This is a genomic window from Paenibacillus aestuarii, from assembly GCF_027789125.1.
GTDB classification, from domain to species: domain Bacteria; phylum Bacillota; class Bacilli; order Paenibacillales; family NBRC-103111; genus Paenibacillus_E; species Paenibacillus_E aestuarii.
In genome coordinates this window covers 60,129-82,568 of record NZ_JAQFVF010000019.1, presented here as the reverse complement: position 1 = coordinate 82,568, position 22,440 = coordinate 60,129, and the positions used below count along the sequence as shown (strand labels likewise).

The 22,440-nt window shown below is 52.4% G+C and carries 19 protein-coding genes and 1 pseudogene; 14 read left to right on the top strand and 6 right to left on the bottom strand.

All coding sequences use genetic code 11. The features are described from left to right. Positions 1-31 precede the first annotated feature (31 nt). Positions 32-2,479 carry a single-stranded-DNA-specific exonuclease RecJ gene (recJ, locus tag O9139_RS05355; protein ID WP_270878418.1) on the top strand — a complete coding sequence of 816 codons (2,448 nt, stop codon included), beginning with the start codon at positions 32-34 and terminating at the stop codon, positions 2,477-2,479. Continuing rightward, positions 2,476-2,988, top strand: coding sequence for an adenine phosphoribosyltransferase (locus tag O9139_RS05350; RefSeq protein ID WP_270878417.1), 513 nt, complete (start codon positions 2,476-2,478; stop codon positions 2,986-2,988). Before recJ ends, O9139_RS05350 begins: the two co-directional genes overlap by 4 nt. Positions 2,989-3,059: 71 nt before the next feature. Here the strand turns inward: O9139_RS05350 and O9139_RS05345 are convergent, their stop codons facing one another. Then, complete coding sequence (locus O9139_RS05345; protein ID WP_270878416.1) at positions 3,060-3,527, bottom strand: DinB family protein; 468 nt, start codon at positions 3,525-3,527, stop codon at positions 3,060-3,062. Positions 3,528-3,758: 231 nt separating this feature from the next. Here O9139_RS05345 and O9139_RS05340 point away from each other — a divergent pair, with 231 nt between their 5' ends. The 5 genes and pseudogenes from O9139_RS05340 to O9139_RS05320 all read left to right on the top strand — a co-directional run bounded on the left by O9139_RS05340 (position 3,759) and on the right by O9139_RS05320 (position 10,306). Further along, complete coding sequence (locus O9139_RS05340) at positions 3,759-5,942, top strand: RelA/SpoT family protein (protein WP_270878415.1); 2,184 nt, start codon at positions 3,759-3,761, stop codon at positions 5,940-5,942. 18 nt (positions 5,943-5,960) lie between these two features. Then, complete coding sequence (gene dtd, locus O9139_RS05335; protein WP_270878414.1) at positions 5,961-6,401, top strand: D-aminoacyl-tRNA deacylase; 441 nt, start codon at positions 5,961-5,963, stop codon at positions 6,399-6,401. Positions 6,402-6,471: 70 nt separating this feature from the next. Further along, positions 6,472-6,645 carry a hypothetical protein gene (locus O9139_RS05330; protein WP_270878413.1) on the top strand — a complete coding sequence of 58 codons (174 nt, stop codon included), beginning with the start codon at positions 6,472-6,474 and terminating at the stop codon, positions 6,643-6,645. 157 nt (positions 6,646-6,802) lie between these two features. Further along, positions 6,803-8,343, top strand: a pseudogene (locus O9139_RS05325) (coproporphyrinogen III oxidase). A gap of 22 nt (positions 8,344-8,365) precedes the next feature. After that, positions 8,366-10,306 (top strand): FAD-dependent oxidoreductase, encoded by a 1,941-nt coding sequence (locus O9139_RS05320; RefSeq protein WP_270878412.1) that lies wholly within the window; start codon positions 8,366-8,368, stop codon positions 10,304-10,306. A gap of 82 nt (positions 10,307-10,388) precedes the next feature. Here O9139_RS05320 and O9139_RS05315 read toward each other — a convergent pair whose 3' ends face one another. Together O9139_RS05315 and O9139_RS05310 are read right to left on the bottom strand one after the other, a co-directional pair. Then, entirely contained in the window at positions 10,389-10,721 is a 333-nt protein-coding gene (locus O9139_RS05315) for a hypothetical protein (RefSeq protein ID WP_270878411.1), read from the bottom strand. A gap of 310 nt (positions 10,722-11,031) precedes the next feature. Continuing rightward, positions 11,032-11,433, bottom strand: coding sequence for a DoxX family protein (locus O9139_RS05310; protein WP_270878410.1), 402 nt, complete (start codon positions 11,431-11,433; stop codon positions 11,032-11,034). A gap of 113 nt (positions 11,434-11,546) precedes the next feature. Between O9139_RS05310 and O9139_RS05305 the strand changes: the two genes are divergently transcribed. The 5 genes from O9139_RS05305 to O9139_RS05285 all read left to right on the top strand — a co-directional run bounded on the left by O9139_RS05305 (position 11,547) and on the right by O9139_RS05285 (position 17,799). Then, positions 11,547-11,852, top strand: coding sequence for a winged helix-turn-helix transcriptional regulator (locus O9139_RS05305; RefSeq protein WP_270878409.1), 306 nt, complete (start codon positions 11,547-11,549; stop codon positions 11,850-11,852). 460 nt (positions 11,853-12,312) lie between these two features. Then, the gene (gene hisS / locus O9139_RS05300; RefSeq protein WP_270878408.1) at positions 12,313-13,572 is read left to right on the top strand and encodes a histidine--tRNA ligase; all 1,260 of its coding nucleotides are present in this window, start codon (positions 12,313-12,315) and stop codon (positions 13,570-13,572) included. Positions 13,573-13,608: 36 nt separating this feature from the next. Next, complete coding sequence (gene aspS / locus O9139_RS05295) at positions 13,609-15,387, top strand: aspartate--tRNA ligase (RefSeq protein WP_270878476.1); 1,779 nt, start codon at positions 13,609-13,611, stop codon at positions 15,385-15,387. Between the two features lie 24 nt (positions 15,388-15,411). Further along, the gene (locus O9139_RS05290; protein WP_270878407.1) at positions 15,412-16,161 is read left to right on the top strand and encodes a tRNA threonylcarbamoyladenosine dehydratase; all 750 of its coding nucleotides are present in this window, start codon (positions 15,412-15,414) and stop codon (positions 16,159-16,161) included. A 318-nt stretch (positions 16,162-16,479) separates the two neighbouring features. After that, positions 16,480-17,799, top strand: a complete 1,320-nt coding sequence (locus O9139_RS05285; protein ID WP_270878406.1) for a replication-associated recombination protein A — start codon at positions 16,480-16,482, stop codon at positions 17,797-17,799. Here the strand turns inward: O9139_RS05285 and O9139_RS05280 are convergent. Next, positions 17,794-18,171 (bottom strand): DUF3889 domain-containing protein, encoded by a 378-nt coding sequence (locus tag O9139_RS05280; RefSeq protein WP_270878405.1) that lies wholly within the window; start codon positions 18,169-18,171, stop codon positions 17,794-17,796. The genes O9139_RS05285 and O9139_RS05280 overlap by 6 nt on opposite strands. A 281-nt stretch (positions 18,172-18,452) precedes the next feature. On the opposite strand from O9139_RS05280, the gene rpoN reads away from it, so the two are divergent. Beyond that, positions 18,453-19,754: an RNA polymerase factor sigma-54 gene (rpoN, locus tag O9139_RS05275; RefSeq protein ID WP_270878404.1), complete on the top strand. Its 1,302-nt coding sequence runs from the start codon at positions 18,453-18,455 to the stop codon at positions 19,752-19,754. 216 nt (positions 19,755-19,970) lie between these two features. On the opposite strand, the gene O9139_RS05270 is transcribed toward rpoN, so the two are convergent. Together O9139_RS05270 and mnmA are read right to left on the bottom strand one after the other, a co-directional pair. Further along, positions 19,971-20,657 (bottom strand): AlkZ-related protein, encoded by a 687-nt coding sequence (locus tag O9139_RS05270; protein WP_270878403.1) that lies wholly within the window; start codon positions 20,655-20,657, stop codon positions 19,971-19,973. A gap of 34 nt (positions 20,658-20,691) precedes the next feature. After that, positions 20,692-21,780 (bottom strand): tRNA 2-thiouridine(34) synthase MnmA, encoded by a 1,089-nt coding sequence (mnmA, locus tag O9139_RS05265; RefSeq protein WP_270878402.1) that lies wholly within the window; start codon positions 21,778-21,780, stop codon positions 20,692-20,694. Positions 21,781-22,020: 240 nt separating this feature from the next. On the opposite strand from mnmA, the gene cymR reads away from it, so the two are divergent. Continuing rightward, positions 22,021-22,440, top strand: coding sequence for a cysteine metabolism transcriptional regulator CymR (gene cymR, locus O9139_RS05260; protein ID WP_270878401.1), 420 nt, complete (start codon positions 22,021-22,023; stop codon positions 22,438-22,440).

Here is a 22,440-nt window from a genome sequence, read left to right as displayed (position 1 = left end):
CTACCGGAAAACATGAAGGAGGACACAGCAGGTGTTATCCCCTAAGGCAAGATGGAGCATTGGCCAAGCGGATGAAACCCTAGTCGAGACATTCGTACGCGATTTGCAGCTCGACCCGCTGGTCGCCAAGATGCTCGTTCTCCGCGATATTCACACGGTTCACGAGGCGGAGCAATTTCTGCAAGGCGGAGCGGATCAATTTCATGATCCGTTTCTGCTGGATGGAATGCAGCCGGCCGTGGAACGCATTCGTCAAGCGCTGGAACGTGGCGAGCATATCCGCATCTACGGCGACTATGACGCCGACGGCGTCAGCAGCACGTCGTTGATGGCGCATTTGCTGCGTGGTTTGGGCGCGCGCTTTGATACCTATATCCCGCACCGGATTCGTGAAGGCTACGGACTGAATCTGGGCGCCATCGAGTTGGCCAAGGAGCAGGGCGCAAGTCTGATCATCACCGTGGATACCGGTATCAGTGCGGTTAAGGAAGTTCAGTATATTCAAGAGCTCGGCATGGACGTTATTGTGACGGATCACCACGAACCGCCGGAAGTATTGCCGGATGCGCTCGCCGTCATCAATCCGAAGAAGCCGGGCTGTCCTTATCCCTTCAAGCATCTTGCAGGCGTAGGCGTAGCCCTGAAGCTGGCGCACGCGCTGTTGGGCCGCTTGCCTGAAGAGCTGCTGGAGTTTGCAGCGCTCGGCACAGTGGCCGATCTGATGCCGTTAACCGGCGAGAATCGGCTTATCGTTAAGCAGGGGCTGATCCGGATGCAATCATCCGCATATCCGGGATTCCGCGCCTTGATCGGCGTGGCGGGCATAGAGCGGAAGGAAGTCACCGCCGGGCACATCGGTTTTTCCCTCGCCCCCCGCATCAATGCCAGCGGGAGGTTGGAATGTGCCGACGATGCCGTCAGGCTGTTGACGACAACAGATGAACAGGAAGCGGATCAAATTGCTTTCGAACTGGATATGCTAAACAAAGAGCGGCAGCGCATCGTGGAAGAAATGGCGAAGGAAGCCATGGAGTTGGCTGAACTGCAAATCGCCAAAGGACTGGATAAAGTCATCGTTGTTGCCAAGGAAGAATGGAATGTTGGGGTTGTCGGTATTGTAGCTTCCAAAATTGTGGAAAAATATTACCGTCCAACATTGGTGATGAGTATTGACCCCCAAACTGGAATGGCCAAAGGATCGGCACGTTCCATCGCGGGTTTCGATTTGTACAAAGCGTTGACCGAATGCAAGGCGTGGCTGGACCATTACGGCGGCCACCAGGCAGCGGCCGGCATGAGCCTGGACCGCAGCCATCTGGAGGCATTCACGCTGAAGCTGAATGAACTCGCCGCTATGACGCTGACAGCGGAGGATTACATCCCGCTGCTGAAGGCGGATGCGGCATGCAGTTTGTCCGAGGTACCGATCTCTTGCATCGAGCAGCTGGAGAAGCTGGCGCCGTTCGGTATGGGCAATCCGGCGCCGAGGTTCGTGTTCACGGACTTGTCGCTGAACGAAGTCCGGACGATGGGCAAAGAGAAGCAGCACCTGAAGCTCGCGCTGACGCAAGCGCTGAACGAGGTGAGCTGCACCGTGGAAGCGGTCGGCTTCGGCCGAGGCGGCCTTGCGGGGCTGATCGCGCCGGCTTCGCGCCTGGATGTGCTGGGTGAGCTGTCCATCAACGAATGGAACGGCGTGCGTAAGCCGCAAATCATGATGCAGGATTTGCGGATCAATCATGTGCAGCTGTTCGATTGGCGCGGCGCCCCGCAGCTGCAGATAAAGCTGGCAGCGCTCAAGGAGGCGCTGGCGGCAGGAACAGCGGGCGCATCGCGGGAGCCCGCGATCGTGCTGTTCCACGACGCGGATGACCGCCCCTTCGCGTCCACCGCTTTGCAGCTGGGCGAAGCGCAGCCTTACTGGATTCTGCAAGAATCCGGAGAACTGCTGCCGGGTAATCCGTCTGCGCACAGGCTTGATTTTGCCGCCATGACGGATATCGTGCTCTACACGGTCCCGCGGAACCTCGCAGCACTCCAGTGTATCTTGCGGCTGGCTGCGGGCATGATGCGCTGCTACACGGTCTTTACGGATCTAGGAACGGGCAGCGATACGACGATGCCGTCACGGGATATGTTCAAGCTGTTGTACGGCACGCTGCAAAAAGAAGGTTCGCTCAATCTTCAGGATACTCGTCTGATGCAAGCGTGGAGCCGGCGTTCAGGTTTATCTCCAGCTATGATACAATTCATCATATCGGTATTTGAAGAGTTAGGCTTTATCGAGCGGCTGGGCGCGGTTGTGAAGCTTCAAGCTGCGCCGGCCAAGCGGGATTTAACGACCTCACGCAAGTATCAAGATAGATTGCAGCTCCAGGAAGTTGAATCGGTTGTGATGTATTCATCGGCCAAAGAGCTGGAGCAATGGATCACCAGTCAGATCAAACCACAAAACCAAGTGATGGAGGAAATTGTATGAATTTCAAAGACTATATTCGCGTAATCCCGGACTTCCCGCAACCAGGAATCCGTTTCAAAGATATTACGACCTTGCTTCAAGACGGAGCCGTTTACAAACAAGCTATTGATGAACTCCGTGAAATGGTGAAGGAAAAAGAAATCGACGTCATTGCCGGACCGGAAGCCCGTGGCTTTGTTGTAGGGGCGCCCCTCGCTTATTCGTTGGGGGTTGGCTTTGTGCCGATCCGCAAGAGCGGCAAGCTGCCTGGCGAAACGATCGAAGCCGACTATGCGCTTGAATACGGCAAAGATAAGCTGGCGATGCACAAAGACGCGATCAAACCGGGCCAAAAGGTGCTGATTGCCGATGACCTGCTCGCAACAGGCGGCACGATCCAAACTTCGATCGAGCTGATTAAGCGTCTCGGAGGCGACATCGTAGGTGCTGCATTCTTGATTGAGCTTTCCTATTTGGATGGAAAAGATAAGCTGGACGGCATGGACGTCGTTTCGCTCGTTAAATATTAATGATTCAAAGGGCATTCCCATCAGGTCGTCATGACCGGGATTGCCCTTTTTTTCTAGTATGAAGACTTGGGTTATAAGTTCAGCAGCTGGCGGATTTGTTCGCTATGGTGGTGGTCGTGCTCGGCAAAATCCTCAACATAAGCGGGGAGTGTGAAAGGATGTCCGTCGCCATCGAGGAATGACTCCGCGTATTTGGCTTCGGGGATATCGCGCAGGTAAGCGAGGATCTGCTCTCTAACGCGCAGGGCCTCCCCAAGAAGCTGGTCTTTGCTCACCTGGGATGCATAGACGGCTGCGCTACGGTTGAAAGCATGAAAATCCGTGCTCTTGTAGGTTAGCGGTGTGCCTAGGGCAATCGGTTCAATGGTCATTTCCATGAATCTGCGGTCCCACAACATCATGTGGCTGATGACATCGCACACCCGCCACTTGCCTTCGGCAAGCGGGGATGTCCACGCACCTTCGGCAATAGTTTCGAGTGATTGTACAAAATCAAGATAAGGCTCCATGCGTTGAATGAATTCGGTTTTAAGGATCATGTCCATACGGCTCCTTTGGGCAATTATTCCATTTTATTGTACAGGCATTGAGATAGTTTTGAGAAGAGGAACGCGATTATGAAGTAAAATAATGGATTATACTAGTAAAATTTCTTCTATTGCGCGGGAAAAAACGTAAAATTTGTCGAATGACAGTATACGGGCAGTTGACGCGGAGCCTGCCTTGAAGGCATAATGAATAAAAATCGACTAAAGGGAATGGGTAGATGCATGGGTATAGAGCAGCTGCTGGAGAAGGCCGCCACCTATCTAAAAGAAAATGACTTGCAACGGATTAGGGAGGCCTATGATTTTGCCGACAAAGCCCATGAAGGCCAAGTGCGCAAATCAGGGGAACCTTATATTCTGCATCCCTTAGCTGTTGCCGACATACTGGTGAACATGCAAATGGATGTCACCTCGGTGATTGCTGCCTTGCTGCACGATGTCGTCGAAGATACAACGGTTTCACTTGAAGCCGTAAACGATAAATTTGGCAAAGTTTGCGCGATGCTAGTTGACGGTCTCACCAAACTGGAGAGAATTAAGTTCAAATCCAAGGAAGAGCAGCAGAACGAGAATTATCGCAAAATGTTCGTGGCGATGGCCCAGGACATCCGCGTCATTCTGATCAAGCTGGCCGACCGTTTGCACAACATGCGTACGCTGAAATATCAATCGGAGGAAAGCCAGCGCCGCATTGCGGAAGAGACGCTGGAGATTTTTTGTCCGATCGCACACCGCCTCGGTATTTCTACCATCAAGTGGGAGATGGAAGATATTGCCCTCCGCTACTTGAATCCGCAGCAATACTACCGGATTGTGAACTTGATGCAGAAGAAACGCGCCGAGCGCGAGCAATATATCGAAGATGTGATTCAAAGCATCAAAGATAAGCTGGAAGAAATGGGCATTCAAGGCGATATTTCCGGCCGGCCTAAGCATTTATACAGCATTTATAAAAAAATGAGCTCACGCGGCAAGCAGTTTAACGAGATTTACGATCTTATGGCGCTGCGCGTGATTGTGGACAATATTAAGGACTGCTATGCATCGCTTGGAATCATTCATACGTTGTGGAAGCCGATGCCTGGCAGGTTCAAAGATTATATCGCCATGCCGAAGCCGAACATGTACCAGTCGCTGCATACGACAGTGATCGGACCGAAGGGCGAGCCGCTCGAAGTGCAAATCCGCACGTGGGAGATGCACAAGACCTCGGAGTTCGGTATCGCCGCGCACTGGGCTTACAAAGAAGGCGGTTCCGTTGTGCCGTCTGGCACATTTGAGGATAAAATGACCTGGTTCCGGGAGATTCTGGAACTGCAGCAGGAGACGAACGACGCCTCCGAATTCATGGAATCCATGAAGATGGATTTCTTCTCCGACCTTGTTTTCGTCTTTACGCCGAAAGGGGAAGTGATCGAGCTGCCTGCAGGTTCAGTGCCGCTCGATTTCGCTTACCGGATTCATACGGAGGTTGGCAACCGGACGATCGGGGCCAAAGTCAATTCCCGGATCGTACCGCTCGATCACAAGTTGAAAACCGGGGACATTATCGAGATTCTCACTTCCAAGCATTCCTATGGACCAAGTCAGGATTGGATCAAAATTGCCCAATCTTCGCATGCGCGAAGCAAGATTAAGCAGTGGTTCAAGAAAGAGAAGCGCGAGGAGAACGTCGAGAAGGGCCGGGAAGCGATCGAGCGCGAGCTGAAGCGCTTAGCGATCGATCCGCCGACGCTTATGAGCGACGACAAGCTGCTGGAAGCGGCGAAGAAGTTCAATTTTAACGACATTGAAGACATGCTGTCCGCTGTCGGGTTTGGCGGCATCACCGCTGCGCAAATCTGCACGAAACTGACCGAGAAGCTGCGCAAGGAAGCGGAAGAAGCGCAAGTGCTGCAGCTGACCAGCGAAGTGAAGGAAGTCAAGGCGCCGCTGCCGGAGCGCAAGAGCCGCCCGACGAATGGTGTGCGCGTCAAGGGCGTCGATAATCTGTTGGTTCGTTTTGCGCGCTGTTGCAATCCGGTGCCGGGCGATGACATTATCGGCTATATCACGCGCGGGCGGGGCGTATCCGTCCATCGCGCGGATTGTACGAACATCCCGACGAGCATGGGCGAAGAAGAGCGCGTGATTGAAGTCGATTGGGCGGATGTCGTCGAGTCCAACTTCAATGTGGAGATTGAGATTACGGGGCATGACCGCCGTGGCTTCCTGAACGAAGTGCTCCAAGCGGTATCCGAGAGCAAAACGATGATTTCGGCGGTGTCCGGCCGTTCGGATAAGAATAAAATGGCGACCATTCATATGACCATTGTGATCAAAAACATTGAGCATCTGCAAGCTGTCGTCGAGAAGATCAAACGGGTCAAAGACGTGTATTCCGTGCATCGGATCATGCAGACCTAAGCGGAGAAGGAGTTACACATGAGAGTAGTCGTTCAACGCTGCAAGCAGGCCGATGTGACGGTCAATCATGAAGTCGTCGGCCGCATTGGTCAAGGACTGATGCTGCTCGTCGGCATCACGCACGAGGATACGGAGCAGGACGCCAAGTATTTGGCGGACAAAGTGTCCGGCTTGCGCATTTTTGAAGACGAAGCAGGCAAAATGAATCTATCCGTTCTGGAGACGGGCGGACAAATTTTATCCGTATCGCAATTCACGCTGTACGGAGACTGCCGCAAAGGCAAACGGCCGAACTTCATGGCTGCGGCCAGACCCGAGCAGGCAGAGCCGTTGTACGAGAAGTTTAATGAGCTGCTTCGCGCGCAAGGCCTGCACGTGGAGACCGGGGTATTCGGCGCCATGATGGACGTGCAGCTCGTCAACTGGGGACCGGTGACCTTGATCGTAGACAGCGTGTAAATTGGTGTTTATAGATTTCATTTCTTGGATATCCTAGTGGTGTATAATTCACCCAGTTAGGAGCATCCAGATGCGGCAATCGATCAAACACAAAGCGATGACATCACCAGAACAGCAGCTGCTGCATGGAACAATGGCAGAGCGCATGAGCCAGACGCCAATGCTGTCCGATGTGGAAATGAGCGCGGAGTTTACTTCCGTTCAGGAGAAGCTAAGAAGTATTCCGAAAAAAACGTACCGTTAAGCAAAGCCTCGCAATCTGCGCCAAAGCAGAATTGCGGGGCTTTTATTTCGCTTACGGCCAAGCCATTCATTTCTCTAGCTTTTGAAAATGTGGTAAACTTAACTTTGGCATTTTACATCAAGGTAATGGCTGAACAGGGAGTAATGGAGGGTTATACTTGCAAATTGAAGTAAACCGTATAGGCTTTAGCGAGCTGACAACGGAAATTTTTCATATAAGCCGATTGTTTTTTGAAGATGTGGATATTCAATATTCCCCGCTGGAAGCGGCGTATTTACGTATGGAGATCGAGCTGCAGCAAGAAGAGCGAAACGTCACGGCGACCGTTTGCGTAAAGGATATGAAGCACGGTGCAACGTGGACGGGAAGCAACGTCAGAATCGCGGACAGAAGCGATGCGCTGGCGCGCAAAGCGGCGATCCGCCGTTCCGTATGCACGGCGCTGCTGCAAGCACTGCAGGAGATGACGGGGCTGGAGCAGCCATGGGGCATTTTGACGGGCGTGCGCCCGACCAAGCTCATGCATAATTTGCTGCAAAAGCATGATCGGACGGAGTGCTTTGACATTTTGCGCGAGCAGTATCTGGTCAATGAGGAGAAGGCTAACCTGCTGTTAGACGTAGCCGAACGGCAGCTGCGGGTCATTCCGGATCTTTTTCATCTGGAGCATGAAGTCAGCGTCTATATCGGCATTCCCTTCTGCCCAACCAAATGTGCGTATTGCACGTTCCCGGCTTTCGATATCCGAGGCAATAATGGTTCGGTTCATTCGTTCCTGCACGGGCTTCATGAAGAGCTGCGGATCATGGGGCAGTGGATGAAAGATGCAGGACTTAAAATTACGACGATTTATTGGGGCGGCGGTACGCCGACCAGCATTACGGCGGAAGAGATGGATGCGCTGTTTGTGACGATGCACGAATCGTTCCCGCGGATGAGCGCGATGCGTGAGCTGACCGTAGAAGCGGGTAGGCCGGATACGATTACGCCGGACAAAATCGAAGTGATGAAGAAGTGGAGCGTGGACCGTATCAGCATCACCCGCAGAGCTTCACGCAGGAGACGCTGGATGCCATCGGGCGCCACCACACCGTGGAGAAATTCAAGCTGGCGCGGGAGATGGGCCTGGATAACATCAACATGGACCTCATCATCGGCTTGCCGAATGAAGGCATGAAGGAGCTTGAGCATTCGCTGAACGAAACCGATAAGCTGATGCCGGAGTCGTTGACCGTGCACACCTTATCGTTCAAGCGGGCGTCGAAGATGACGAAGAACCGCGACCAGTATGAGGTGGCTGAGCGGGATGAAATCGCGGACATGATGGAACGGGCGATTGCCTGGACCGAAGAGCACGCGTATGTGCCTTACTATTTGTACAGGCAGAAAAACATTCTTGGTAATTTAGAAAATGTTGGATATGCCCTCGAAGGCCGCGAGTGCTTGTATAACATTTTGATGATGGAAGAGCGTCAGACGATCATTGGGCTGGGCTGCGGTGCGGTAAGCAAAATCTTTTAGCAACGCGCCGAGAGTGACGCGGCGGGAGAGCAAGAGCCAGTGCGTATCGAGCGCTTCCCTAATCCGAAGGAACCGAGTGTGTACAATCAAGCGTATATGGCGTATATCGAGAAAAAAATCAAACTGTTGGATGAAGCTTATCAACCCCTAATAGGTAAGCTGCAGGAGCAGAAGTAAACGAGGCGGGTGTTTTTAATTCATGAGCAGTTCCAGACGTAACCAATCTAATTCCAAAGGCTGGCTAGTCCTGATGTGGGCGCTAATCCTGCTTGCTGTGGCAGCCGGTGCGGCGGCGCTGTATTACCAGACTCAGCATCCGGCCTATAGCGGGCATAGTGCGAAGAAACAAAGCATAGAAGAAGTGAAATCGGTGAAAAAGCCGAAGGACTCTTACGACGTTATCGTTGTCGGTACGGATCCTGAAGGCGTTGCGGCAGCTGTATCCGCGGCGCGCAATGGTCTATCGACCTTGCTCGTGGACGGCCGCAATCGGGACCGTCTCGGCGGTCTGATGACGCTTGGTGAGCTGAATACGATCGATATGAATTATGCGCCAAAAACGAACCCGCTAGGGAGGCCGGAAGTGTTCAACAAAGGTTTTTTCTCTGAATGGTATGCCAAGCTGGAAGGCGATTCTTTTGACGTCAATACGGCGGCCAATGCGTTCTACGATCTGGTGCGGGGCGAGAAGAATATCGACGTGCTGCTCAAAGCGCAAAAGATCGATCCACTCGTGAAAGCAGGCGGCAGCGCGGTGCAGGGAGCAGAGATCACCCTAGCGGACGGCAGCAAGCAAGCGGTCCAAGCTTCCTCTGTCATTGATGCCACCCAAGATGGCGACTTCGCAGCTGCGGCAGGCGTGCCGTTCACGTTTGGACGTCAAGATCTGGGTGATCCGAAATCGAGAATGGCGGTCACCGTCGTATTCCGCCTGAAGCACGTAACCCCTGACGTGTGGGACAAGATGTCAGCACGCGCCAAGACAGAGCCGGGCGGCGGCGCCAATGATGTCAGCATTTGGGGCTATAGGGATATGAGCAATTACCCGCCGGTGAACAAAGAACGGGCCAAAATGAGAGGCCTCAACGTCGGCCGCGAGAATGACGACACTGTCCTTATCAATTCATTGCAAATTTTCAATGTAGATACATTCAACCCGCAATCGGTTCAAGAAGCGTTCGAGATTGCCAATAAAGAGCTGCCTAATGTCGTGGCTTACATGAAGACAACGTTCCCTGAGCTGGCGAATGTGGAGCTGGCTGGAACCGCCTCTGAGCTGTATGTGCGGGAAACCCGCCATATGCAAGGGGAATACCGCTTGAACATCGTGGACGTATGTTCCAATGCGGATCAATGGGATCGGATCGGATTCGGTTCGTACCCTGTCGATATCCAGCGGACATCGCCAACGGATAACGGCAACGTCGTCTGTCATCCGACGCAGTATGCCATCCCGTTCCGCAGCCTGGTGCCGCAGAAGGTTGACGGCCTGCTCGTCGTCGGCCGCGCGGCCAGCTACGATACGCTTCCGCACGGCAGCGCCCGCGTTATTCCAACGGGCATGGCTGAAGGCGAAGCGGCTGGCGCAGCAGCCAAGATTGCACTGGATGACAAGGTGACGTTCAGACAGCTGTCGGCCTCCAAAGACGCCGTTGCGAAGCTGCAGGCGCAGCTGAATAAGCAGGGCATGGAGGTGCAGCCGATGACGCTCAAGCCTGCTGCTTTTATGGAGCATAAGGAGTACGAAGGCTTGAAAGCTGCCATGATGCTGGGCTTGGCCTCAGGCGCTTACGATAACAACTTCCAGTTGGATGTGCAATCGAATCCGAAGCGCATGGTGAATTTGATTCTCGGATCGAAGAAAATGAAGCCGGATGCCTTCAAAGGTGACGCCAGCGCGGCGATTGCGAAGCTGGAAGGCGCGGATAAAATCGCGCTGACGATCGATCAGGCCAGCTACACGATTACGCAAGCCTTGGGGATGCCGGCGGCTGTTCAACAAGCGCAGCAGACTTTGGTGACTAATAAGCTGCTGACAGACGCGTCGCTCAATCTTATCGTCGATAAGCAAAAGTTAACGAATGCCGACACCTACATGATGATTAAAGATTTACAAGCAGGTCTGACGGGCAAACCATAATGATGAATAAGAGCCTTACTACCGGTCAAGAAGGTAGCAAGGCTCTTAGCTTTTTGTTAGATGGGGGTGTTTGCGCTTACATTTATTCGGCCGTATCTGGGGCATCCGCTTCAGCTTCAGCGGATTCCTCTTCAACCTCTTCACTGTCCGCTTCGGATTCCTCTACTGCTTCTTCTTCGTCCTCGTCTGCTGCTTCCTCTTCCGCGTCCCCATCATCTTCCGCCTCGACCTCATCATCGGCCTCTTCTGAAGCTTCTTCGGCAGCCTCGTCCTCCGCTGCTTCTTCTACAGCCTCGTCTTCGGCTGCTTCTTCATCCGCTTCTTCAGCTACTTCAGCAACTTCGTCTTCGGCTTCTTCGGAGAAGAGCACCAACAGATCTTGCCGTTCTTCTTGAAACTCGTTTTGTGTTGTCATCGTATACAGCCTCCTGATTAGGATTCAAGGTCGTTGCCTTGTTGTACATGTATATGTGAAAAGAGGCTGAATATACGGGGACAATATCATGAAAAATGTATGAAGATGGGTAAAAGTTTGTAATCGAATTGTAATTTAAACTTCATGTAGCATTAATCAAGCTTGGATATAATAATCTTCGACCCCCTTTAAAATATAGATCGACTTTGAGGCCTGCAACCGGTGTGTTGCAGGCTATTTTCTTGGGTAAACTGACAGAAATAAAAGAAAACCGCGAACAGCTGTAGCTGTCGCGGCTAGAACAATCATATTATAATAATGCGTCAATGGAATACGCTCCGGCGCCGATCAATGCAACGCCAATGGCGACTACAATCAGGAACAAGTTGAACTCGTAACCGTTCGAAGTGACCCAGAAGCCGTTCTTGCCGTGGACTTTAAAGATAGCTCCCAGCATGATTAGAACGATCAGCGCAGCACCGACAGAAGTCCAAAGTCCTGCTGCAAAGAGCAATCCGCCGATGATTTCGGCCAAACCGGCAAGAACCGCCATCATGACGCCTGGCTTAATGCCGATGGATTCGAAGAAGCCGCCTGTTCCCTTAGGGCCGTAACCGCCGAACCAGCCAAAAACCTTCTGAGAACCGTGGGCGGCGATCGCCAACCCAACAAATAAACGAATAATAAGTAAACCTAATGCCATTGCTAACATCTCCCTATAAGATAAATTTTATTTAATAACTTACTTTATGTAAGTATATTATTACGAATCACTTACTTTTGTCAAGCAACTATGATAAAATTGATTTTAAGGAGATGATTCATATGGAAGACTATCAATTGTGTCCCAAATTCGAGCATGCTTTTGAATTGCTGGGCAAACGATGGACAGGGCTTATCATTCATGTGCTGATGACCGGACCTAAGCGGTTTAAAGATATTTCCGAACTCATCCCGACGATGAGCGACCGGATGTTGTCCGAGAGGTTCAAAGAGCTCGAGGCAGCTGAAATCATTATCCGTCACGTATACCCGGAAACGCCTGTGCGCATAGAGTACGAGTTAACGGAAAAGGGGAAAGGTCTACAGCCTGTTATGGATGAATTGCAGAAATGGGCTGACCATTATTAATAGTTCAATATGATAGCGGAGGATCCCGATGTGTCTCCGCTACTCATACTTGACTTTGCAGCTGGCAATGATTACAATAAACCATAATGTATTTCGATATTTCTGTGATTCGATGAAGGGATAAAGTAATTCGCCCCCACATAAGCAGAGAGGGAAGTCCAGGCTGTAAGCTTCCTTATGATGAGCGAACGAAAGACCTCCCCGAGAACCTGCAGGGAAAGGCAATCGGCAATTCGTGTGAAGAAGTCGAATGCTTAGTAGTTGTTGGGCGTGTGACGGGCGTTAACCGTAGAGTGGATAAGTTTTCAGCGGGTTGCCGATGATAAACCTATCCTGAATGTGGGTGGTACCACGGGTGATCGTTTATTGAATCCCTCGTCCCAGGCTTGACAGCCGGGGCGGGGGATTTTTTGCTTATAGCATGAAGAATGATGAGGTATGACAAAGGGGCTGAACCAAGATGAGTATTCAAAAGCCGAAAGGTACGCAGGATCTTCTGCCGGGTGACGTCGAGAAATGGCAGTACGTCGAGTCCAAGGCCAGAGAGATTTGCCGGAAGTTTAACTACAAAGAAATTCGCACGCCGATCTTCGAGCACACCGAATTATTCTCCCGCGGCGTCGGCGAAACGACGGATATCGTCGAGAAGGAAATGTACACGTTTCTGGACAAAGGGGACCGCAGCATCTCGCTTCGCCCGGAGGGCACAGCAGGCGTGGTTAGAGCCTATGTCGAGAACAAATTGTACGGGGAGCCGGACGTCAGCAAGCTGTACTATATCGGCCCGATGTTCCGTTATGAGCAGCCGCAAGCAGGCCGCTACCGCCAATTCCACCAGTTCGGCATCGAAGCCTTCGGATCTGTCGATCCAAGCTTGGACGCGGAAGTGATTGCGCTTGGGTATTCTTTTTATAAAGAAATCGGACTCAAGGAAGTCACGGTGGAGATCAACTCCGTAGGCACGCCGGAAGATAGAACGGTGTACCGCCAGAAATTGCAGGAGTTTTTCGCGCCTGTCAAACATCTGCTCTGCAAAGACTGCCAGTCCCGCTATGATCGCAACCCGATGCGAATTCTCGATTGCAAAACCGATCAGAAATTCACTGAAGGGGCGCCGGACATTTTGGAATACCTCGATGAGGCGTCCACATCGTACTTCCAATCGGTGCTGGAGCACTTGCACGGTATGGACATTCCATACCGCATCAATCCTCGCCTTGTGCGCGGCCTGGATTACTACACGCACACTGCTTTTGAATATAAAGCGGCAGGGATCGGCGCGATCGATACGATCGGCGGAGGCGGCCGTTACAACGGCCTCGTCGAGCAAATCGGCGGTAACGATCAGCCGGGTGTCGGGTTTGGCCTCGGAGTGGAGCGAATCTTGCTCGTGCTGCAGGCCCAAGGCGTAGACGTGCCGAAGCCGAATCCACTTGATGTATACTTGATCGGGCTTGGCGAAGCGGCGGAGAAAGAAGTCACGAAGCTGTTGTACCAGCTGAGACAACAAGGCGTCGCCGCCGAGAAAGATTATCAAGGCCGCAAAATTAAAGCGCAGATGAAATCCGCAGACCGCTTCCAGGCCACTTACGTCGCCATTCTTGGAGACGATGAGCTGGCTCGCGGTGAAATCACGTTGAAGAAGATGGCCACCGGCGATCAATTAACTGTAAGCTTGGCGGACCTGGCCGCGAATGCAGCCAAGACGCTTTTTGCCTAGATTCCATTTACCAATAAGGAGGACTAACAAATTATGATGCTCAAAACACATCATTGCGGGCAGCTTACGAAAGCCCATGTAGGACAGACTGTTACACTAAATGGATGGGTGCAACGCAGACGCGACCTTGGCGGCGTCTTGTTCATTGATCTGCGCGACCGCAGCGGTATCGTGCAAATCGTATTTAACCCCGATTTCTCCGGCGATGCGCTGGCTACCGGAGATCGTGCGCGCAGCGAGTACGTGCTTGCCGTTAAAGGTAAAGTTGTAGAGCGCGACGCCGAAACGGTGAACAAAAACTTGGCGACAGGCGAAATCGAAATTCAAGTAACCGAAATTGAAATTATGAATGCAGCGAAAACACCTCCGTTCTTCATCGAAGACGGTATTGAGGTCGATGAGCAGCTTCGTTTGAAATATCGTTATTTGGACCTGCGCCGTCCGGAAATGCAAAGAACACTGATGCTGCGCTCCAAAGCGGCGAATATTTTCCGCAACTTCCTGGATGAGCAAGGCTTCGTCGAAGTGGAAACTCCAGTCTTGACGAAAAGCACACCGGAAGGCGCCCGTGATTATTTGGTGCCGAGCCGCGTGCATCCAGGCGAATTTTTTGCGCTGCCGCAATCGCCGCAAATTTTCAAGCAATTGCTGATGGTTAGTGGTCTTGAGCGCTACTACCAAATCGCGCGCTGCTTCCGTGACGAAGACCTTCGTGCAGACCGTCAACCGGAATTCACGCAAGTCGACATCGAGACTTCTTTCTTGGCGCAGGATCAGCTCCTGGATATTTTGGAAGAGCTTGTGGTTAAACTGATGAAAGATACAGCCGGCGTTGATATTCCGCGTCCATTCCAACGGATCACTTATGCCGATGCAATGGGTAAATACGGTTCCGACAAACCGGACCTGCGTTTCGGTCTGGAACTTGAAGACGTATCCGACCTTGTGGCGAACTCCGGCGTGCAAGTGTTTGCCAACGTCATTAAGAACGGCGGCCAGGTCAAAGCGCTGAACGCCAAAGGCTGCGGCACTTGGAGCCGTAAGGACATCGATGATCTGGGGCCTTTTGCCGCTCGTTACGGTGCGAAAGGTTTGGCCTGGATTCAAGTGAAAGACGGCGAGTTCAAAGGGCCGATCGTGAAGTTCTTCAACGAAACGGAAATCGCTGCGCTGAGAGAACGTCTCGGTGCAGAAGAAGGCGACTTGCTGCTGTTCTCCGCAGATAAGAAGAAAGTCGTTGCTGATGTACTGGGCAACCTGCGCTTGAAAATTGGCCGCGACCTCGGTCTGATCGACGACTCGAAGTTCAAATATGCTTGGGTTGTAGACTTCCCGCTGCTTGGCTACGATGAAGAAGAGAAGCGTTACGTTGCGGAGCACCATCCGTTCACGCGTCCGAAAGAAGAGGACCTCCACTTCTTCGATACAGACCCTGGCCAAATCCGCGCGCAAGCATATGACTTGGTATTGAACGGCTATGAAGTAGGCGGCGGTTCGATGCGGATTTACAAGCGTGAAGTACAGGAACAAATGTTCAAAGCGCTTGGTTTCTCCAAAGAAGAAGCGGCGGAGAAATTCGGCTTCCTGCTGGATGCTTTTGAATACGGTACGCCTCCTCATGGCGGTTTTGCCTTCGGTTTTGACCGTTTGGTGATGCTGATTACAGGCCGCACGAATTTGAGAGAAACGATTGCATTCCCGAAAACAGCGAGTGCAACGGATCTGTTGATGGATGCGCCTGGAACCGTTGACGATAAACAATTGGAGCAGCTGTCCATTCGCTTGGCTTTGAAACAACCTGCTGCCAAAGCTTAACAACAGAGAAAGAGGAAGTGTCCCATGCTTCATCAATTTTCACGGACGGAATTAGCGATTGGCCCGGAAGGCCTCGAAGTGATGAAAAACAGTACTGTAGCTGTGCTCGGGATCGGCGGCGTAGGCTCTATCGCCGCTGAGGCCTTGGCGCGCACAGGTGTGGGCAGACTCATCCTGATTGACAAGGATGTCGTCGACATCACGAACATTAACCGTCAAATTCATGCATTAACTACGACGGTAGGCCAGCCGAAGGCGGATTTGATGCGCGACCGGATTAAGCTTATTAATCCGGAGTGCGACGTCATTGCGCTGCGCATGTTTTATACCGAAGAGACGTATGAAGAGATTTTCAAGTATCCATTGGACTATGTATTGGATGCGAGTGACACGATTTCCTATAAAATCCATTTGATCAAACAGTGCTTGGAGCGCAAGATTCCGATCGTGTCCAGCATGGGTGCAGCCAACAAAATGGACCCTTCGCAGTTTAAAGTTGCGGATATTTCGAAAACGACGATGGATCCTATTGCCCGCGTCATCCGCACGAAGCTGCGCAAGGAAGGAATTAAGAAAGGCGTCAAGGTCGTGTTCTCTACGGAACCGCCGATGAAGCCGCGCGAGGACGTCACGCAGATGATCGTTCCCGAGAATGCTCCGGAAATCCGCAAGGCGCAAATGCCGCCGGCCAGCAACGCTTTTGTGCCGCCGGTAGCGGGCCTGATTATGGTCAGCGTCGCGGTTAAGGACTTGTTGGAGAACGCGCAGAAGTGATTGCAGAGACGTTTCCATAGCCACCTGATGGTGGGATGGAAACGTCTTTTTTGTGTTTGTGCAGGTGTGATGCTCCATGCGATTAGCGGATTCTTATCTATGGCGGGAAAGTTGAGTTGGAGGTGCTGAGCGGCGCGTGAGAGTGTGCGCTAAAGCCAAAAGCCGCTTTGAAGAAACTACAGGCGCTCCTGAGCCTATGCAGCAAGAGATAGGCGCTCCTGTTAGCGGCGCACGGTGGCCAAATCCGCATGACACGGCTGCGCGGACAGGTTATAATAGACCTGTTTGAATCTAGTGCTAAGAAAAGGAATTATCACTATGGACTTATTCACTTACGCTTCCCAGCAAGAACCGTCCAGCAAGCTGCTGGCTGACCGCATGCGGCCGACCACGCTGGACGAATATATAGGACAGGAACATATTGTCGGGCCTGGCAAGCTGCTGCGGCGGGCAATCGAAGCGGATCAAGTCACTTCGATCCTGCTGTACGGCCCGCCGGGCACGGGCAAAACGACGCTTGCCAATATAATCGCGAACCGGACGCAAGGCGAATTCGTCAAGCTGAACGCGGTTGACGCATCGGTCAAGGATGTTCGCGATGTGATTGAGCAAGCGAAGACGAACAAAGCGTTGTACGGACGCAAAACAACGCTTTTTCTAGACGAGGTGCACCGCTTCAACACCTCCAGGCAAGATGCGCTGCTGCCCGCGGTGGAGCAGGGCATCCTTATTTTCATCGGCGCGACGACGGAGAACCCGTTCCACCATGTGAACGGGGCCCTCTTGTCGCGCTCCACGCTGTTCCAGCTCGAGCCGCTTACGGCCGGGCACGCGCTCATCGCGATGCGAAGAGCGCTCGCCGATCCCGTCAAAGGGCTCGGCTTCATGCACCTCCAAGCGCACGAGGAGGCGCTGGAGCATATCGCGCGGATGGCCGCAGGCGACATCCGCCGCTCACTGAATGCGCTGGAGCTGGCAGCGCTGACGACTTCACCTGAACCGGATGGCACGGTTCAGATTACGCTGGAGGTGGCGGAAGAGTCGATCCGCCGCCCGATCGTGAAAGCGGACGAGTCGACGCAGTATGACGTCCTGTCCGCTTTCCACAAGAGCGTGCGCGGCTCCAGCGACGCCGCGCTGTTCTGGTTCCTCTATGCCGTCGAGAAGCTCGGCATGGATCCGATGACGTTCCTGCGCCGCCTGATCGTCGCCTGCAGTGAGGACATTGGCCTGGCAAACCCGCAGGCCATGATTCAGGCTGTCACGGCCATGGACGCGTACCATAAGATCGGCTGGCCGGAATCAAAATACGTAATTTCCCAGGCAATACTTTTCGCCGTTGAAAGTCCCAAGTCGGATTCCATCCCGATTGCCATTGAGAAGGCGATGCAGTTGATGGAGCAGATTCGATCCGCCGAAGTGCCGCTGCATCTGCGGGATACCCATTACAAGGGCGCGGAGCAGCTGGGGCATAAAGGTTATATGTATCCGCACAATTATCCCGGGCATTATGTGGACCAGCAATATTTGCCGGATGCGATTCGTCATCAGGTCATTTTTGAGGCAAGCGAGCAAGGAACGGAAGAGAAAATGAGGCAAAATCAACAAAAAAGAAGAGGTCGGACCGGCGGGCTATAAGTCCCGCAAGTCGCCTCTTCTTTCTTGTTCCATGTGAAAAACGTATACTTTACCGGTGATCGGGTTGTAACGGATTGACACGATCAGTGGAAATTCGCTGCCGTTCTTTTTGGCCCAGAAACGAAACTGCTGTTGATCGACCCCAGGCGCCACATGGCTGTGGCCCAAATATTTATAATCAAGTAATGTATGAACTTTCCCTGCTTCGTGAAAAGCCATCCGGCTCCATTTGGCATATTCCTGTTCAACAGAGGTTCCATGCGTTTTCTTAGCCGGAGCAAGAACGGGTACATGATCCAATTTGATTTGATCTGCCGGATTTCCGCACCAGCACGCAGATAGAATGACAAATATGGCGGCTGCTTTGTTCATGAACTCACACCCTTCCACGCTATCATGTGCGTTCCGCAAAGCCTGCATTCAGGTAGAGGTGGCGGCAAATAAAAGCAATTTCGACAATTCAGCCCCACTTTCGCCAGTTGATAGATGAATCCGACTTGGCAGATGACTACCCCAAGCTCTGAAGCTGTAAATCCCAAGCTTGTGATCCCTCGGGACCACAGGTTGTTCACGTATGCGAGCTGAATTTTTACAGTCTGAATCGCTAATCTCGTATTATAATGAAGTATGAATACATATGGGGAGGTTTCATCATGCAAATCCATCTAAAAGCTGAAACTGCACAGACAACCCATTTGAATATAACGCCAACCCTAAAGCAGTCGATCCACATGCTGCAGCTGTCCGCGGAAGAGTTGGCGGAGTTTCTGCAAGCCAAAGCCGTCGACAATCCGCTGCTTGAGATTGAATGGACGTTCAGTCGAGCGAAACCATCGGCGATAAGCAGTTTTGAGTATAGCAGTTCCCGGTCGAGCTTGCCGGGAACTGCGGCGGAAGAGACGATAGAAACCATGCTGCATGCACAGCTTCGCATGATGAACTTACCGAAAAGCGTCTATCAAATCGCAAGTTACTTGGCCGGTAATATGAACGATTCGGGGTATCTGGACATGACGGTCCAGGAAGCTTCGAATGTTTGCAGCGTACCGGAAGGCGATGTTTTGAATGCGCTTGCAATTTTGCAGCGCTTGGAGCCCGCCGGTATTGCCGCGAGGAACTTGCAGGAGTGTCTGCTGCTGCAAATTCGCCGTGACCCGAGCCCGGATCCATGGGCTGAAACACTCATCAGCGGCTATATGCAGGAGTTGGCCGAAGGCAAAACGAAGCCGCTCGCCGAGAAATTGCGCATTTCCAAGGATACGCTCTGGCAGTCCTTGACGTACATTCGCTCCTTAAATCCGCGGCCGGGACTCGCATTCAGCCAGCAGCAGGCCCCCTATATCCGCCCGGATGCGATAATTCAACGCGTGCAGGGCAGCTATGCGCTGATCATGACGGACGCTTATTTGCCCAAGGTGGCGCTGAATGAAAGTTACTATGCCGCGTTAACCGAATCAGCGGCTGGCGGCGAGACGGCCGCTTATGTCCGGCATCAAGCCCGCGACGCCCAGCAGCTGCTCAAAGGGCTGGAGCAGCGGAAGACGACGCTGCGCCGGGTGATCGAAATCATCATCAGCGAGCAGAAAGCTTTTTTCGATCTTGGCGTCGCTTGGCTAAAGCCGATGGTGCTTAAAGCGGTTGCGCAGCAGTTGGGGCTGCACGAGTCGACGATCAGCCGGGCCGTCCAGCACAAATATGTGCAAACGCCGCAAGGCTTGTATGAGCTGAAGTTTTTCTTCCCCTCCGGCGTAAAAACGGCAGAAGGCGCCGAAGCTTCCGCTGCAAGCATCAAATCGCGGATCCGCCAGTTGGTGGATGACGAGGACAAACAACAGCCATTATCGGATCAGCAATTAACCAGCCTGCTGCAGCAGGAAGGCGTCCAAATCTCGCGCCGCACCGTGATGAAATACCGCGAAGAGATGAATATTCTTTCGTCCCGGCTGCGCTCCTAAGTAGAAATATATTTGGAGATTGTCCAACTGGAGAGCGGGTCGCAGAGTGATTCATTTCATGGTGTAGAAATGCCGAAATAAATGGGCAAAGTCGACTATAGACAGCGTAAGTCATCACATGCCCTTAATATCTGGGCAAATCAGACTGCACCAGCTCAGGGCAAGAAAAAGGTGCCCCAGGCCGCCGATTCACGGCTCCTAGGACACCTCTATATGTTACAGCTTAAATATTTTCGTCAAATACCCCGCAGCCGCCTCGCTGCAGCGTTCCTGCACATAAGCCCGCATCTTCTTCTTCGCTTCCGGCGTCGGTGACGCATCCGCTTGGAGGTGATGCAGGTCCATCCAATGCGCGGCTGTCATATAGCAGGAGCTGTTCCAGCCGCTTTTGACGCCGCTATCTTGCAGGCGGTCACTGATGCCGGCGATGACGATGTCCGTCGTGCTCTGCAAGTCGATTAACGCCCGGTCGAACTCCGCCTTAGCTTCCTTCGCTTTCAGCCCGGACTTTGCCCGGAGCTCGCGGGTGTCAATGCCCTCCTGCGCCGCAATGACGGTATACACGTCTACCGCCGATTTCGCGAGCAGCCCGTCATCATACCGTTCTTGAACGGTATAAGGATCTTCCAGTAAATTTTTGACTAAAGGAAACATTTCGGCCGAAATGAGCATAGGCTTTTTCGCAAAGAAGCGCCCATACGCCCCCAGCCCCTCCGCAGGAAAACGATCCCGCCATAGCCAGGGGTCGGTCAATTCCCCAGTATGCCACTGACCTTTGGTGGTGATGGACTCCAGCGAAGGATGCTCCGGGATCAAAGAAGAGAGGGGAAGGATTCCGACCTCTCGGAGCACATTTGCAGCTTCCTGATAAGTGTTAGCTTGATATGCCTGACGTATAGTCATCGCTTCAACCTTCTCCCTGGTAATAACACTGATCTTACTTGTGTACTCGATGAATCACGCCGCCGCCTAAGCAGACGTCGCCATCATAGAACACGACCGATTGTCCAGGGGTCACCGCTTTTTGCGGCTTGTCGAAAACGACCTCGCAGGTCCCGTCGTCGTTCAGCGTAAGCGTCACGCCTTGGTCCGGCTGGCGGTAGCGGAACTTCGCCGTGCATGTGATCGCGCCGGCAGGCTTGTGCGGGCTGATCCAGTTGACATCGGTGGCAGTCAACCCCTTGGAGTACAGACCTGGATACTGTTCGCCTTGAACGACGAGCAACTCGTTCTTCTCCAGGTCCTTATCCACGACGAACCATGGCTCTCCTGAGCCGGAACCGCCAATGCCCAGACCTTGCCTTTGGCCTAATGTGTAGTACATCAGCCCGTCATGTCTGCCCTTGATCTCACCATTGCGGATGTCGACCATGTTGCCCGGCTTGGCAGGGAGATATTGGCTGAGGAACGTTTTAAAATCGCGCTCCCCGATGAAGCAGATCCCCGTGCTGTCTTTCTTCTTGGCTGTGGCCAGCCCTGCAGCCTCTGCGATTTCGCGCACCTTCGGCTTCGGCAGATGCCCGATCGGGAACATCGCTTTGGAAAGCTGCTGCTGCGTCAAGGCGTTTAAGAAGTAAGTTTGATCCTTGTTGGCGTCGTTCCCGCGAAGCAGCACGTATTCGCCGTTCTGTTCTTTTACTTGCGCGTAATGGCCTGTCGCGAGGTAGTCGCCGCCAAGGTCGATGACCTTCTGCAGCAGCTCGCCAAATTTAATCTCGCGATTGCACATGACATCGGGATTCGGTGTGCGGCCCTTCGTGTATTCGTCGAGGAAATAGGCGAACACTTTATCGTAATACTGCTTTTCAAAGTTGACTGTATAAAAAGGGATGTCGAGCTGGTCGCAGACCCGTCTGACATCTTCTGCGTCTTCTTCCGCTGTACAATGGCCAAATTCATCGGTATCGTCCCAATTTTTCATGAAAATGCCGATGACTTCATAGCCTTGCTCCTTAAGCAAAAGCGCAGCGACCGAAGAATCGACACCGCCGGACATGCCGAGAATGACCCGTGTTTTTTTGCTCATAGCTGTATGACCTCTTTTCTTTCAAGCAAATCTGTGTGAAACTCTACTTATTATACATGTCTCTTGTAAAAAATTAAAATATTTCATGAGAATGTCACGGTTTTCCCCCAAAAGAACAAGGAATTGTGATAACATATATTCGATACACGGATATATAGGAATGTTTTTGCTTAAAATGGAAACGCTGTAAGCAAGATAGGGACGACCTACATGGTATAAATGTTAAATGAGGTGTTATTGTTGAAAATTTCCACAAAAGGCCGCTACGGATTAACGATTATGATGGAGCTGGCCAACCGGTTCGGTGAAGGACCGACATCGCTTAAAAGCATCGCGGAAAAACATCAGCTGTCTGAGCATTATTTGGAACAACTCGTGGCTCCACTACGCAATGCTGGCCTGGTGAAGAGCATTCGCGGAGCATATGGTGGATATATACTTTCTAAATCGCCTGAACAAGTATCCGCAGGCGAAGTTATTCGTGTTCTGGAAGGTCCGATCAGTCCCGTAGACTTTACGGAAGAAGATGACCCGGCGAAACGGGATCTTTGGATCCGAATCCGGGACAGCATCGCGGATGTGCTGGATTCTACGACGCTGGCACAGCTCATTTCCTTCCAAGACCAAGGAAAGCAAGACAATTACATGTTCTACATCTAA